Origin of the sequence: Aeromicrobium sp. YIM 150415, assembly GCF_016918125.1 — a bacterium.
GTDB lineage: Bacteria > Actinomycetota > Actinomycetes > Propionibacteriales > Nocardioidaceae > Aeromicrobium > Aeromicrobium piscarium.
Genome location: NZ_JAERWM010000007.1, coordinates 28,417 through 41,943, shown reverse-complemented (window position 1 = coordinate 41,943; position 13,527 = coordinate 28,417). Strand labels below are relative to the sequence as shown.

Annotated in this window: 14 protein-coding genes and 1 riboswitch; of the genes, 10 read left to right on the top strand and 4 right to left on the bottom strand. The window is 68.2% G+C overall.

The annotated features are described in order from the left end of the window. Positions 1 to 41 precede the first annotated feature (41 nt). From JL108_RS05195 to JL108_RS05185, 3 genes are all read left to right on the top strand, one after another. Positions 42 to 1,193 (top strand): MFS transporter, encoded by a 1,152-nt coding sequence (locus JL108_RS05195; protein ID WP_205197387.1) that lies wholly within the window; start codon positions 42 to 44, stop codon positions 1,191 to 1,193. A 161-nt stretch (positions 1,194 to 1,354) separates the two neighbouring features. Further along, positions 1,355 to 1,900: a Uma2 family endonuclease gene (locus JL108_RS05190; RefSeq protein ID WP_205197386.1), complete on the top strand. Its 546-nt coding sequence runs from the start codon at positions 1,355 to 1,357 to the stop codon at positions 1,898 to 1,900. Between the two features lie 33 nt (positions 1,901 to 1,933). Then, positions 1,934 to 3,370, top strand: coding sequence for an SDR family NAD(P)-dependent oxidoreductase (locus tag JL108_RS05185; protein ID WP_205197385.1), 1,437 nt, complete (start codon positions 1,934 to 1,936; stop codon positions 3,368 to 3,370). 36 nt (positions 3,371 to 3,406) lie between these two features. Here JL108_RS05185 and JL108_RS05180 read toward each other — a convergent pair whose 3' ends face one another. Continuing rightward, a complete protein-coding gene (locus tag JL108_RS05180) occupies positions 3,407 to 3,733 on the bottom strand; it encodes a hypothetical protein (RefSeq protein ID WP_205197384.1) in 327 nt (108 codons plus the stop codon). 290 nt (positions 3,734 to 4,023) lie between these two features. Here JL108_RS05180 and JL108_RS05175 point away from each other — a divergent pair, with 290 nt between their 5' ends. The 3 genes from JL108_RS05175 to ilvC all read left to right on the top strand — a co-directional run bounded on the left by JL108_RS05175 (position 4,024) and on the right by ilvC (position 7,504). After that, the gene (locus tag JL108_RS05175) at positions 4,024 to 5,799 is read left to right on the top strand and encodes an acetolactate synthase large subunit (protein WP_205197383.1); all 1,776 of its coding nucleotides are present in this window, start codon (positions 4,024 to 4,026) and stop codon (positions 5,797 to 5,799) included. Between the two features lie 94 nt (positions 5,800 to 5,893). After that, positions 5,894 to 6,427, top strand: coding sequence for an acetolactate synthase small subunit (gene ilvN / locus JL108_RS05170; protein ID WP_143911615.1), 534 nt, complete (start codon positions 5,894 to 5,896; stop codon positions 6,425 to 6,427). A 51-nt stretch (positions 6,428 to 6,478) separates the two neighbouring features. Beyond that, positions 6,479 to 7,504: a ketol-acid reductoisomerase gene (ilvC, locus tag JL108_RS05165; protein ID WP_205197382.1), complete on the top strand. Its 1,026-nt coding sequence runs from the start codon at positions 6,479 to 6,481 to the stop codon at positions 7,502 to 7,504. A gap of 73 nt (positions 7,505 to 7,577) precedes the next feature. On the opposite strand, the gene JL108_RS05160 is transcribed toward ilvC, so the two are convergent. The 3 genes from JL108_RS05160 to JL108_RS05150 form a co-directional block, all read right to left on the bottom strand. Further along, positions 7,578 to 9,020, bottom strand: coding sequence for a PLP-dependent aminotransferase family protein (locus JL108_RS05160; protein WP_205197381.1), 1,443 nt, complete (start codon positions 9,018 to 9,020; stop codon positions 7,578 to 7,580). A gap of 169 nt (positions 9,021 to 9,189) precedes the next feature. After that, a complete protein-coding gene (locus JL108_RS05155) occupies positions 9,190 to 9,801 on the bottom strand; it encodes a hypothetical protein (RefSeq protein WP_205197380.1) in 612 nt (203 codons plus the stop codon). A gap of 155 nt (positions 9,802 to 9,956) precedes the next feature. Then, positions 9,957 to 10,472 carry a DUF6318 family protein gene (locus JL108_RS05150; protein ID WP_205197379.1) on the bottom strand — a complete coding sequence of 172 codons (516 nt, stop codon included), beginning with the start codon at positions 10,470 to 10,472 and terminating at the stop codon, positions 9,957 to 9,959. A gap of 137 nt (positions 10,473 to 10,609) precedes the next feature. Next, positions 10,610 to 10,703: riboswitch (TPP riboswitch) on the top strand. Here JL108_RS05150 and thiM point away from each other — a divergent pair. The 4 genes from thiM (at position 10,691) to JL108_RS05130 (ending at position 13,522) form a co-directional block, all read left to right on the top strand. After that, a complete protein-coding gene (gene thiM / locus JL108_RS05145; protein WP_205197378.1) occupies positions 10,691 to 11,491 on the top strand; it encodes a hydroxyethylthiazole kinase in 801 nt (266 codons plus the stop codon). Its footprint overlaps the riboswitch before it by 13 nt. After that, on the top strand, positions 11,488 to 12,099 hold the full coding sequence (gene thiE / locus JL108_RS05140) for a thiamine phosphate synthase (RefSeq protein ID WP_205197377.1): 612 nt from the start codon (positions 11,488 to 11,490) through the stop codon (positions 12,097 to 12,099). Before thiM ends, thiE begins: the two co-directional genes overlap by 4 nt. Beyond that, positions 12,096 to 12,902: a bifunctional hydroxymethylpyrimidine kinase/phosphomethylpyrimidine kinase gene (gene thiD, locus JL108_RS05135; RefSeq protein ID WP_205197376.1), complete on the top strand. Its 807-nt coding sequence runs from the start codon at positions 12,096 to 12,098 to the stop codon at positions 12,900 to 12,902. The genes thiE and thiD overlap by 4 nt, the downstream gene beginning before the upstream one ends. Beyond that, on the top strand, positions 12,899 to 13,522 hold the full coding sequence (locus JL108_RS05130; protein WP_205197375.1) for a TenA family protein: 624 nt from the start codon (positions 12,899 to 12,901) through the stop codon (positions 13,520 to 13,522). Before thiD ends, JL108_RS05130 begins: the two co-directional genes overlap by 4 nt. Positions 13,523 to 13,527: the final 5 nt, after the last annotated feature.

The window sequence follows — 13,527 nt, the reverse complement described above, 5'->3', positions numbered from 1 at the left end:
GCACCGGGCGCGCCGCCGGTGATGAAGAGAGCGGCGCGTAGGTGGGCTGGAGCCGTGGTGCCCTGAGCGCGTACCTCGCGCTCGTGATGGCGGTGGGGCCGTTGCTCCACTACTCCGTCAGCGCCCTCGGACCGCTGATGGTGGAGTCGCTCGGTCTGACCGCGACGCAGTTCGGCTCGCTGTGGCTCTTCACTTTCGGAGCGGCGAGCGTGTGCACCATCACGGCTGGTGTCGTCGCAGACATCCTCGATGAACGTGTCGTGCTGATCGGGATCTTCGTCCTGGCCTTCGCTGCCGTGCTGATCGGGGGAGTGGCGGGAAGCTACGGGTGGCTTCTGGTGGCGTTGTCGATCTCCGGCGCGGTCCAGTCGCTGTCCAACCCAGTGAGCAATCGTCTGGTAGCGGCGCAGGTCGAGCGCAGTGGTCAAGGCGTCGTCCTCGGCATCAAGCAGTCGGGCGTTCAGGGCGCGCAGCTCTTCGCCGGACTGGTTTTGCCGTCCGTTGCCGTCATCGTCGGGTGGCGGTACGCGATCATCGGCAGCGGGCTCATCGTCGCGGTCGGGCTCCTGCCGACGATGCGCCTTGTTCCGCTATCGCTGCCCGACTCGAGCCGGCACGATCCGTTGTCTCCCGGACAGGTACCCGCGGCGGTCTGGTGGCTCAGCGGCTACGCCTTCTTGCTCGGGATCGTGGTTCAGGCGACGAATGTCTACCTGCCGTTGTACCTATATGAGGAGTTGGAAGCATCGGTGACACGAGCCGGCCTGATCGCAGCAGTGCTGGGTGGCTTCGGTGTCCTCGCGAGGCTCCTCTGGGGCGGTCTTGCCGGTCGGGTCACCGATCTGCGGCGGTTGCTCAGCGGACTGGCCGTCGTGGCTTTGGTCGCCGTCGCCGCCGTCTTCGCGGCTCACCGCTGCGGTGAGTGGCTGGTATGGGTGGGCGCGTCGATGTTCAGCTTCAGTGCGTTGGCGGCCAACGCCATCATCATGCTCGCTGTCGTCCGAGTGGTCCCCTCCGGATCGGTCGGACGCGGTACCGGGCGGGTATCGCTCGGTCTGTTCCTCGGTTTCATGGTCGGTCCGCTCCTAGCCGGAATCGTGGTGGACCGATGGGGATTCCTGTCGGCGTGGGCTGTCGTCGCCGGTGTCGCGGCGCTGATGATCGCGCTCGTCGCGATGTGGCGTCGCGATTGAGCTCCGAGGTACCGCGGCAGGCCGGCTCCTGCGAACGGCTTCTCCGGTGAAGCGGCTGCCGACGGTGCTCACTGTGGATAGACGTTCGACCTGACGCCACGTCCACGCGACCATCGCCTCATGCGGTGGTCGCGTGGAATAGTGGCATCAGGAGGTGCGTCATGTCGGTGCTCGGCGATTTCTCGCGGCGGTACACCGTCGAGGAGATGCCCGACCACGAGGGCAAGCTCGAACTGGTCGACGGGCGGCTGGAAGTGAGCCCTCCGCCCCTCTGGGGGCACACACGGGTCGCCTCTCGACTGGTAGCGGTCCTTCAACGCTCACTCGGCGATGACTATCTCGTCGGTGCCGAATTCGGCATCCAGCTCGGTGAGAGCAACTTTCGTCAGCCCGACGTGGCCGTGGTTCCGCGCGATGTCCGCCCGGTCGGTCTCTGGCTGGCCCCGACCGATGTGCTGCTCGCGGTTGAGGTGGTGTCGCCGTCGTCGGTGACCACCGACCGCATCACCAAGCCGGCCCAGTACGCGATGTGGGGGATCGAGGGCTTCTGGCGGGTCGAGACCGATCCCGAGCTGAGCCTCACCGCCTATGCGCTGCATCCCGGCGACGCCGTCTACACCGAGCTGGGCAGCTGGACGCCGGGGGAGACTGCGACCGTCGAGCGCCCCTTCACCGTCTCCTTCGCGATGGACGACCTGGCGCGCTGATCCCGCCGGGGCGTCGCCCGGTAGGATCGCGCGGTGTCAACGATCGATCCCGATGAGCTCGCCGTCGCGCTGAAGGTCCTCGGCGAGGCCCAGTTCCTCGGCGAGGAGGATGACGCCTATATCGCGCTGCGCCGCGCGTGCGGCAAGTTCTACAAGGACGTCAAGAAGCAGCGTCGCAGGGCGAAGCGGGCCGAGATCGCCGCCGCCGATCGCGCCGTCGTCGAGGCGACCGCCACCGGGTCGGCGCGGCGCATCGACGACGAGACCGCCGGTCTGCCGCTTGTCTCGCAGGCCAAGGGCGCCACCGCGGGAACCTTGAAGGTCGCCCGCCCGTGCTACATCTGCAAGACCGACTACACGGTCGTCGACGCCTTCTACCACCAGCTCTGCCCCGACTGCGCCGCGATGAGCCACGCCAAGCGGGATGCCCGCACTGATCTCACGGGCAAGAGGGCGCTGCTCACCGGCGGGCGCGCGAAGATCGGCATGTACATCGCGTTGCGGCTGCTGCGCGACGGGGCTCACACCACCATCACGACCCGTTTCCCACGCGATGCGGTGCGGCGGTTCCGCCAGTTGCCCGACAGCGACCAGTGGATGGACCGGCTGAAGATCGTCGGCATCGACCTGCGCGACCCCGCCCAGGTCATCGGTCTCGCCGATGATGTCGCTGCCGCTGGGCCTCTGGACATCCTCATCAACAATGCCGCGCAGACCGTCAAGCGTTCGCCGGGCGCCTACCAGCACCTGGCCGATGCGGAGACCACCGAGCTCTCAGCCGGCCCGATGCCCGAACTGATCACCTTCGGTCACACCAGTGACGCGCATCCGGCTTCGCTCGTCGGGTCGGTCGCCTCGCATCCGGTGCTGGCTGGAGACGCGAACACCGCCGATGCGCTGACCGCGATGGCGCTGACGGCAGGGTCGGCGGATCTGGAGCGCATCGATGCCGGGGGACTGGTGCCCGATGTCGTGGACACGAACAGCTGGGTGCAGCACGTGGGAGAGGTCGACGCGCTGGAGCTCCTCGAGGTGCAGCTGTGCAATAGCGTCGCGCCGTTCATCCTGGCGAGCCGCCTGCGGCCCGCGATGGCCGCAGCGGTGGAGGCGGGAGCGCGGCGAGCCTATGTGGTCAACGTGTCGGCGATGGAAGGCCAGTTCGCCCGGGCCTACAAGGGGCCGGGTCATCCCCATACGAATATGGCCAAGGCCGCGCTCAACATGCTGACCCGCACGAGTGCGGGGGAGATGCTGGAGAGCGAGGGCATCCTCATGACCGCCGTCGACACCGGCTGGATCACCGACGAGCGGCCGCACATCACCAAGGTCCGGCTGGCCGAGGAGGGCTTCAAGGCGCCCCTCGACCTCGTCGACGGCGCGGCACGGGTCTACGACCCGATCGTGCGAGGAGAAGCGGGCGAGGATCTCTACGGCGTCTTCCTCAAGGACTTCCGCCCCTCACCCTGGTGAGGTGGTTCGGCCCGGCCCGGGGCCGAACCCAACGGCTCACTGTGCCTCGACGTCGGAGCACTCCTCGAGCAGATCAGTCTGCACGTCCTCGGCAGCTTCCTTGTCCTCATCGGATGCCTCGAAGTCCTCATCGCCCTCGATGAGCGACTGAAGGGCGTCATCGGAAAGGTCGGACTCGTGGAAGACCTTCGCGAAGCAGTCGGCGGCCTCCTCGGGCACCGCGGTGCCGAGCGCGGAGTCCCCGGAGCTCAGCGAATCGGCGATCTCCTGCTGGCTGGGGCGGTCGGAGCCGCCGCAGGCGGCGAGTGATCCGACGAGCACGGCGGTCGAGACCGCGGCTGCGGTCTTGGTGAACAGCTTCATGGCGTACCTTTCCTAGCGGCGCCCCCGGTGAAGCGCTCCGAAGCCATTCAACACGGCTCGTGTCGGGATGCGCACAACGGGGCGGTCCACATCGTGGAAGAAGCCGTCTCAGAACTTGACCAGCCGACCTGCAGGGCGCACACTGGACGCGTGCGTGCACAGCTTCTCGTAGTTTCCTAGGCGGTCGTCTCCGACGATCGCCTCCCTCCACTGCCCCAACGGGCCGGAGGGTTTTTTTATGTGAGCTGCACGCCCGAAGTACCGACCACTGAGCAGAGATGGACCGCGAGATGACCGAACCGCCGGCCGAGATCATCACCGGGGCGCAGAGCCTCGTCCGCGCCCTGGAGCGCGTGGGCGTCGACACGATCTTCGGCATTCCCGGAGGCGCGATCCTCCCCGCCTACGATCCGCTGTTCGACTCCTCGATCCGGCACGTCCTCGTCCGCCATGAGCAGGGCGCGGGACATGCCGCCGAGGGCTATGCGATGGAGACCGGCAAGGTCGGCGTCTGCATGGCCACGTCGGGTCCGGGCGCCACCAACCTGGTGACCGCCATCGCCGACGCCTACCTGGACTCGGTGCCGATCGTCGCGATCACAGGCCAGGTGGCCAGCGGGGTCATCGGCTCGGATGCCTTCCAGGAGGCCGATATCCGCGGCATCACCATGCCGATCACCAAGCACAGCTTCCTCGTGACCGATCCGGCTGACATCCCGAGCGCGATCGCCGAGGCCTTCCACATCGCCTCGACCGGCCGCCCGGGACCGGTCCTGGTCGACATCAGCAAGGACGCGCTGCAGGGGCCCACCAGCTTCCGCTGGCCGCACGAGCTGGCGCTGCCGGGCTACCGTCCCACCTCGCGGCCGCACAACAAGCAGATCCGCGAGGCGGCGAAGCTGATCGCCGAGGCTCGCAAGCCCGTCCTGTACGTCGGCGGTGGCGTCATCAAGGCGAACGCGGCGGCGGAGCTCAAGGTGCTCGCCGAGCTGACCCAGATCCCCGTCGTCACCACGCTGATGGCGCGGGGTGCCTTCCCCGACTCCCACGAGTTGAATCTCGGCATGCCCGGCATGCACGGCACGGTGGCGGCCGTCGGTGCCCTGCAGCGGTCGGACCTGCTCATCACCCTTGGTGCCCGCTTCGACGACCGGGTGACCGGGAACCTGGAGTCCTTCGCCCCGAACGCCAAGGTCGTCCACGCCGACATCGATCCCGCGGAGATCTCCAAGAACCGCACCGCCGACGTGCCGATCGTGGGTGACGCCCGTGAGGTGATCGCCGACCTCGTCCGCGCATTGCAGAAGCAGGCCGAGGAGGACGCCCTGGTCGGGGAGTACTCGGCCTGGCGTTCCTTCGTGCAGGGACTGAAGTCCAGGTTCGCGCCCTCCTATGACAAGCCCGCGGAGGGCCTGGCCCCGCAGACGGTCGTCGAGCGCATCAGCGCCCTCTCGGGACCGGACGCCACCTATGTCGCTGGCGTGGGTCAGCACCAGATGTGGTCCGCCCAGTTCATCGACTTCGAACGCCCGCGTCAGTGGCTCAACTCCGGCGGCGCCGGGACCATGGGCTATGCCGTGCCTGCCGCGATGGGCGCCAAAGCCGGCGCCCCGGATCGCGTCGTGTGGGCGATCGACGGCGACGGCTGCTTCCAGATGACCAACCAGGAGCTCGCCACCTGCGCGCTCGAGGGCATCCCGGTCAAGATCGCCGTCATCAATAACTCCTCGCTGGGCATGGTGCGCCAGTGGCAGACGCTGTTCTACGAGGGGCGCTACTCCAATACCGACCTCAGTACCGGTCCGGAGTCGATCGGCGCACGCCGGATCCCCGACTTCGTCAAGCTGGCGGAGGCGTACGGTTGTGTCGGGCTGCGCTGCGAGAGCGAGGACGACCTCGACGATGTCATCGCCAAGGCGCTCAGCATCAACGACGTGCCCGTCGTGATCGACTTCGTGGTCGAGCGCGATGCGATGGTGTGGCCCATGGTCGCCGCCGGCACCAGCAATGACGACATCAAGATCGCGCGTGATCTCGCGCCCGACTGGGAAGAGGATGACCTGTGAGCGAGCGGAGAACCGAGATGTGCTCCAGATTCGTCGACCAGGGAGTGCCCGGGTTGACGAATACCCGGCACATCTCGGTCCAGGGGGTGACGGCATGAGTACGCATACCCTGAGCGTCCTGGTCGAGAACAGCCCCGGCGTGCTCGCCCGCGTCTCCAGCCTGTTCATGCGGCGCGGCTTCAATATCGAGAGCCTCGCGGTCGGACCGACGGAGATCCCGGAGATCTCCCGCATGACGATCGTCGTCAATGTCGACAAGCTGCCGCTCGAGCAGGTCACCAAGCAGCTCAACAAGCTCGTGCAGGTGCTCAAGATCGTCGAGCTCGAACCGAGTGCCGCCGTCGAGCGTGAGCTCATGCTGATCAAGGTCAAGACCGATCAGCAGACCCGCGGGCAGGTGCTCGAGACCGTTCAGCTGTTCCGCGCCAAGGTCGTCGACGTCGCCCAGGACTCGGTCACGATCGAGGCCACCGGCGACGCCGGTAAGCTCGCCGCGATGCTCAACGTCCTCGAGCCCTTCGGCATCCGTGAGATCGCGCAGTCCGGTCGCGTGGCGATCGGCCGCGGCTCACGATCCATCACCGACCGCACCCTTCGGGCAGTGCCAGGCGCGCAGAGCGCCGTCTAGCGGTCGACCCCAGAAACTGACGTCCATCACACAACGCAAGGAGAATCACCCGTGGCTGAGTTGTTCTATGACGACGATGCAGATCTGTCCATCATCCAGGGCAAGCAGGTGGCCGTCATCGGCTACGGCAGCCAGGGCCACGCCCATGCGCTCAACCTGCGCGACTCGGGCGTCGACGTGCGGGTCGGTCTGCCGGAGGGCTCCAAGAGCCGCGCCAAGGCCGAGGCCGAGGGACTGCGCGTCCTGACTCCCGCCGAGGCGGCGGAGGAGGCCGATGTCGTCGTGATCCTCGCGCCGGACCAGGTGCAGCGCACGCTCTACGCCGAGTCGATCGAGCCGAACCTGGTCGAGGGCGATGCCCTCGTGTTCGGTCACGGCTTCAACATCCGTTACGGCTTCATCCAGCCGCCCGCGGGCGTCGACGTCGTGCTCGTGGCTCCCAAGGCCCCCGGTCACACCGTGCGCCGTGAGTTCGTCGCCGGTCGCGGCATCCCGGACATCCTCGGTGTGGAGCAGGATGCCACCGGCAACGCCTGGCCACTGGCGCTGTCCTACGCCAAGGCGATCGGCGGCACCCGCGCCGGCGTCATCAAGACGACGTTCACCGAGGAGACCGAGACCGACCTGTTCGGCGAGCAGACGGTGCTCTGCGGCGGCGTCTCGCACCTGATCCAGGCGGGCTTCGAGACGCTGACCGAGGCCGGCTACCAGCCCGAGATCGCCTACTTCGAGGTGCTGCACGAGCTCAAGCTCATCGTCGACCTCATCCATGAGGGCGGCATCGCCAAGCAGCGCTGGAGCGTCTCGGACACCGCCGAGTACGGCGACTACGTCTCCGGGCCGCGGATCATCGACTCCTCGGTCAAGGACCGGATGAAGGAAGTCCTGTCCGAGATCCAGGACGGTTCGTTCGCCAAGCGCTTCATCGACGACCAGGACAACGGAGCCAAGGAGTTCAACGAGCTGCGCGAGAAGGAGGCCGGCCACTCGATCGAGGCGACCGGCAAGGAGCTGCGGGCGCACTTCGCCTGGCAGCAGGTCGATGACGACTACACCGAGGGCACTGCCGCGCGCTGACCCTCGCTGTCACCACTGAGCGTGGTGCCCGGCCGCATCCTCGGATGCGCCTGGGCACCACGCTCGATGTGTTTCAGGTGATGATGTCGATGGTCCGTGGATCGCGGACCGCGTGCGCGTCCGGCGGGCCGAGGTCGCTCCACGCCCGGCCGAGACGCTCGATCGCTCGCTCCATGGTCTCCGGCGGCTGTGTGTAGGGGATACGGATCCACTGCTCGCCCGCGTGGGGCTGCGCGCCGAAGAAGCGTGGCCCCGGCGTCAGGAGGAGACCATGTTCCTCGGCAGCGAGGGCGAGGGCGCTTGCCCTGCGCCCGGGCAGCCGAGCCCATAAGGTCAGCCCTCCCGCCGGAATATCGATCCTCCAGTCGGGGAGTCGATCGGCGATCATCGCGGAGGTCGCATCGCGCGTCCGTCGCGCGGTGTCGAGGTGGGGTGAGCGGTCCAGCAGTCCCGCGGCGACGGCCTCGGCGACGATGAGCTGATCGAATGCCGATGCGCCCAGATCCTGGTGCAGGCGGGCTTGGACCAGGCCCGGGACTGCCGAGCGGGGCGCGCGGATCCACCCGACGCGCAGCCCGCCCCATATCGACTTCGACGCCGAGCCGATGGTGAAGGTATCGGAGCACCAGGTGGCCAGATGGGGGAGGGAGTCGCCGTCGAGTCGCAGGTCCCGGGTGGTCTCGTCGATGATCGTGGCGACCTCATGGCGGCGCAGCGTCGCGCCGACCCGGGCTCGCCGCTCGGCGTCCATCACCGCCCCGGTCGGATTGTGGAAGTCGGGGATCAGATAGGCGACCTGTGCGGAAGGTGCGGCGCGTTCGATATCGGCGAGGGGCCAGGGGTCGTCACCGATGGGCAGCGGGACGAGGCGTGCTCCGGCTCCGCCGAAGGCGTCGAAGGCATGCGGATAACTGCAGGCCTCTGTCAGCGCGCGGCCCCCGGGCCGGCAGAGGGTGCGAGTCAGGAGCGCGAGCGCTCCCTGGGCGCCGGTGGTCACGATGATCTGCTCGGGTTCGGTGGCCAGACCGTGTTCGGTGTAACGCTGCGCGAGTCGTTCGCGCAGGAGCGGCAGTCCGTCGGGGAGGTAGCCGTGGGTCGCCATCAGGCTGGGGAGTCCCTCGGTGGCGCGGTGCACGAGATGCGCGAGCTCGGGCGGTGCTGGCATCGCGGCTGTGGTGAGGGCGATGTCGTCGGGGTCGGCGGACCTGGCGAGCAGGCTCGTCGCGTTCTGTTCGGTGAGCGGGAGCCGGATGACGGTTCCGGAGCCCTGTCGCGCGCTCGCGAGTCCCCGGTCGCGCAGGACGCCGTAGGCACGCGTCGCGGTGGTGCGGCTGATGCCCGCCGCGTCGGCCAGCGTGCGTTCGCTGGGCAGCCGGGTGCCGTCGGGAATGCGACCGTCCATGACGGCCGCGGAGATGGCGGAGGCCCAGGCCCGGTAGGCGGGGCCTCCGCGTCCATGGGCCGACGGGTCCACCACGGCCACCAGGCTCGTAGCGCTCAGCTGGTGAGAGCTCATGACGCCACTCTGCGATAATTGGCTATCGAATACAAGGCCACTGGCTGCCAGGATCGGGGCATGTTCTGGGTGATTCTGGGAAGTGGACTGCTTCTGGTGGCCGTGGTGGGTACCGTGCGCGATCTGCTCCGCGACGGGTACCGGCGGGAAAGGACCCGCTGACACACGTTCACGGCCGGACGAGCACGGGTTCGGCGGCGCGCACGGTGACGGTCGTGGGAGGTCCCGAGGCGACGATGAGACCGTCGAGGCGGGTCCACGACCCGTCGTCCACTGCGTAGTCGACCTGGTATCCGGCGTCCAGGCGCACATCGATCGAGGCGGCGGTCCTGGTGTAGCGGTGCGTCACCGTGAGGTCGGGATAGGGAGTGCCCGGGTGTGAGGTGGTCTGCTGAGTGCCGTCTCCGTGATGCCATGTGAACGACACCGGGGTCGCACGGATCCGCACGGCGACGCCGAGGATGTCGACGGTCTGGTCGACCTCGGGGGCTGTGGTGTACAGATTGGTCGGCAGGTTGACGAGGGTGGTGTCCCGTGGTTCGACGGCGACGCTGAGCGGGGGCAGGTCGATCTCGCGGACGGCTCGTTCGATCTCCTCCGGCGATGGAGGCTCCGGCGTCGATCCCTGTGGAGGGTCCTCGGGGCCGGCGGTGTCCGGGGGAGGCGGGGAACACAGGAATCCGATGAGACTGCTCGGGGGACAGCGGCGCTGGATCTCGTCTTGTATGCGTTCTCGCGTGGTCGGAGGCCGGGCCTCCGGCGCCCCACCCGGCCCCGCCACCGGCCCAGGAACAACCCCCGGGCGCGGGGACCCTCGCTCGCGCCTTACTTCCTCGCCCGACACTACAACCCCCGGTTTTTCTGGGCTTGGGTCCACTCCGATACTCGTGCCCGGCGCTAACCCAAGAATCGTCACCAAGGTAAGCGCGACCGCGATCATTTTGTCTCTCCAAGACCAAATTGAGTAACAACCCAGTCCTGGTGGTAACTCAACTCGAACGAGATCGTGTCTTTGGTGGCTGAGGTGGTGCGTGGAGCGGAATCCGCGGACGTTCGATGTTGGCCTTCTGTTAAGGTTGTTTGTAGCGTCACGTACTGTTTCGAGTAGCCTTCTTCGTAGTCGATTGTTGTTGCATCTATGACGAACTTGCTCTCGCGGAAGTACCCGCCATCGTCATAGGTAGACCGGTATAAGTCCACATACTTTTGACACCCGCTACAGTCCGCTGAGGACAAGCTCCGGAGTAAGTCAGTATCTCCGGTCGACGACGCATAGTTCAGCACCTCGATGTAGTGGCGGGCGAAGGCCTCGGCGCCGGCAGGGGAGTCGTCACCGGCCAGCTCCGGCATCGCGGGCGCGGTGATCTCCGGCGACGGCGAGACCGACTCCTCGGGCGGGTCGGGGTCACCCGAACACCCCATGAGCGTCATAGCCAGCACCGGCAGGACCATCCGCCGCATCTCATCACCCCCGAAGTCGATGACACGAAAGTAGTGGTGAACGGTCCGTTTGTCACCTGCCGTCGGATCGCCGTGTGGACAACCCTGGCCGCGATGGTTCCGCGGAGGCTGCTACGGTCGGGCACGACACGACCACGCCGGGGTGCCCATGAGGGCTGAGAACACACCCGCCGAACCTGATCCGGTTAACACCGGCGCTAGGGAGCCGTATGACGTCCGATCTGTCCGTCGACGCCGTCGTCGACACCGCCCGTGCGGTGCGCGAGCGCACTCCGCTCGTGCAGTGCATCACCAACTACGTCTCGATGGACGTCGCTGCCAATCTGCTCAACGCCGCACACGCCTCCCCGGCGATGGTGCACGACGTGAACGAGGCCGCCGAGATGGCCACGATCGCCTCGGCGGTCACCGTGAACATCGGCACCCTGAGCCCGCCTTGGGTCGAGGGGATGCACGCTGCCGCGAGCACGGCGCACGATCGCGGCATACCGTGGATCCTCGACCCGGTCGCGGTCGGCGCCACCGCCTACCGTCGCGAGACGGTCACCGCGTTGCTCGCCCATCGCCCCACCGTCATTCGTGCCAACGCCAGTGAGATCCTCGCCATCGCGACCTCCCGAGGCGCCGGTCGCGGTGTCGACAGCACCGACGACTCCATCGCCATCCGCCACGAGGCGGAGAAGCTCGCTGGAGCGCTCGGATCGGTCGTCGTGGTCAGCGGCGCCACCGATGTCGTCACCGACGGTGAACGCACGGCGCTCGTCGAGGGCGGCGATCCGCGGATGCCGCTGATCTCAGCCCTCGGCTGTGCGGCGTCGGCTTTGGTCGCGGCGACCTGCGCGTGTGCGCCCGATCCCTGGGTGGGCGCCGTCACCGCGATGGCGGCACTGGCCGACGCGGGCGAGGTCGCGGGCCGTTCGGCCTCAGGCCCCGGCACGCTCCGCCCGGCGCTGCTGGACGCTCTCTATCTGCAGCAGCCCGACGATCTGCGAAAGGTCGTCCGACGATGAACTTCACTCATGGCGTGTATCTGGTGACCGAACCGGTCGACGGGATCACGGACATCGCCGTCGCCGCGTCGCGAGGCGGACTCGACCTGATCCAGGTCCGTGACAAGACGGCCTCCACCGCGCAGCTCGTCGAGATCGCCGGGATGATCCGGTCCAGGGCGGGCGTGCCGGTCATCGTGAACGACGATCTCGATGCAGCCGCGAAGGTCGACGGTATCCACGTCGGCGTCGAGGACATTCCGCCGGCGCGAGCACGAGAGGCCCTTGGGGCCGAGGCGATCATCGGTTGGTCCGTCAACGACATCGCGCAGCTCGACGACGTCGAGCAGGTCCGCGCGTGCGACTACCTGGCCGTCAGTCCCGTGTGGGCGACGCCGACCAAACCCGATCACGAGGCACCGCTCGGGCTCGAGGGTGTGCGGGCGATCGCGGGACGGTCGCCGGTGCCCGTGGTCGCGATCGGGGGCATCGACGTCGAGCGTGCGGCGGAGGCGATGGCGGCAGGCGCGGACGCCGTGGCGGTGGTCTCGGCCGTCACCCGGGCGTCCGATCCGCACCAGGCCGTACGAGCTCTCGGCGCCGCTGTGAGCCGAGGGAGGGTCCGATGAGCGAACCGGTCATGTTGACGATCGCCGGGTCCGATCCGTCCGGCGGGGCCGGTGTGCAGGCCGACCTCAAGACCGCGACGGCTCTCGGGGTCTACGGCGCGAGCGTCCTCACGGCGCTGACGGCGCAGAACACCACCGGCGTCCGCGGCATCCACCCGGTCCCCGCGCGGTTCGTCGGTGAGCAGCTCGACGCCGTGCTGGAGGATCTGGACGTACGGGCGGTCAAGATCGGCATGCTCGGCGATGCCGACGTGATCGAGGCGATCGCTTCGCGGCTGCGGGAGCGCCCCGAGATCCCGTTGGTGCTCGACCCCGTCATGGTCGCCACCTCGGGGGATCGGCTGATCCCCGAGACCGCGGTCGCGGGGATCGTCGAGTCGCTGCTGCCGATCACCGACCTGGCGACTCCGAACCTGCCTGAGACGGCGGTGCTCGCCGGTCTCGATGTCCGTTCGCCCGATGATTTCGAGGCCGCCGGCCGAGCCGTGTTGGCCCGCGGCGCGCGGAACGTCCTCGTCAAGGGCGGGCATCTCGACGGCGATGAGGTGATCGACGTGCTCGTCTCGGCGGACGGCGCGGGTCGCCTGATCAACGCGCGGATCGAGACCCCCAACACCCACGGCACCGGATGCACCCTGTCCGCGGCGGTCGCGGCGCGGCTGGCGCTCGGTGATCTGATGGCCGACGCGGTGGTGACCGCGCGCGCGTATCTTCAGCGTGCGCTCATCGCCTCGGTCGATCGCCGGATCGGCGCCGGACACGGGCCCGTGGACCATCTGGTCGACCTGAGGGGTGAGGGATGAGCTTCAGCGAACGCGCGTGGCACGAGGTCGCCGACGTGGTCGCGCAGATCATGGACCATCCCTTCGTCCGCGGTCTCGCCGACGGCACACTGCCGTCCGCGACCTTCGAGCGCTACCTGCGCGATGACGCGCACTATCTCGATCGATACGGACGGGTGCTGGCGACGCTCGCGGCGCGCGCCCCGATGACTGCCGATGTCGGGGTGATGGCGGAGTTCGCCGCCGGAGCGGCGGTGGCCGAGCGTGAGCTGCACGAGACGGTGGTGGGCACTGCGTTGGCCACATCGCCGCCGAGTGCGGCCTGCGACGCCTACACCGGCTTCCTCATCTCGACGGTGACGCGGCAACCCGCGAGCGTCGGGCTTGCGGCGGTTCTCCCGTGCTTCCGCGTCTACGCGCACGTGGGGGAGACGCTCGCCGCCGCGGCACATCCGGACCATCCGTACCTGCCGTGGCTCGAGCAGTACGGCGATCCCGGCTTCGCGGAGGCGACACGGCGCTGCGAGGCCATCGCCGACCGGTGGGCCGAGCTCGATCCCTCGACGATCCCGGACATGCACGACGCGTACAGCCGGGCGACGCGCTACGAGCTCGCGTTCTGGGAGAGTGCCTGGCGCTGACCGCT

Bases quoted from the DNA above. Each gene is read 5' to 3' on its own strand.
- thiE (WP_205197377.1), top strand. From the start codon at position 11,488: ATGAACTTCACTCATGGCGTGTATCTGGTGACCGAACCGGTCGACGGG.
- JL108_RS05130 (WP_205197375.1), top strand. From the start codon at position 12,899: ATGAGCTTCAGCGAACGCGCGTGGCACGAGGTCGCCGACGTGGTCGCG.
- JL108_RS05180 (WP_205197384.1), bottom strand. From the start codon at position 3,733: ATGAAGCTGTTCACCAAGACCGCAGCCGCGGTCTCGACCGCCGTGCTC.
- JL108_RS05160 (WP_205197381.1), bottom strand. From the start codon at position 9,020: ATGAGCTCTCACCAGCTGAGCGCTACGAGCCTGGTGGCCGTGGTGGAC.
- thiD (WP_205197376.1), top strand. From the start codon at position 12,096: ATGAGCGAACCGGTCATGTTGACGATCGCCGGGTCCGATCCGTCCGGC.
- JL108_RS05190 (WP_205197386.1), top strand. From the start codon at position 1,355: ATGTCGGTGCTCGGCGATTTCTCGCGGCGGTACACCGTCGAGGAGATG.
- JL108_RS05175 (WP_205197383.1), top strand. From the start codon at position 4,024: ATGACCGAACCGCCGGCCGAGATCATCACCGGGGCGCAGAGCCTCGTC.
- thiM (WP_205197378.1), top strand. From the start codon at position 10,691: ATGACGTCCGATCTGTCCGTCGACGCCGTCGTCGACACCGCCCGTGCG.
- JL108_RS05150 (WP_205197379.1), bottom strand. From the start codon at position 10,472: ATGGTCCTGCCGGTGCTGGCTATGACGCTCATGGGGTGTTCGGGTGAC.
- ilvN (WP_143911615.1), top strand. From the start codon at position 5,894: ATGAGTACGCATACCCTGAGCGTCCTGGTCGAGAACAGCCCCGGCGTG.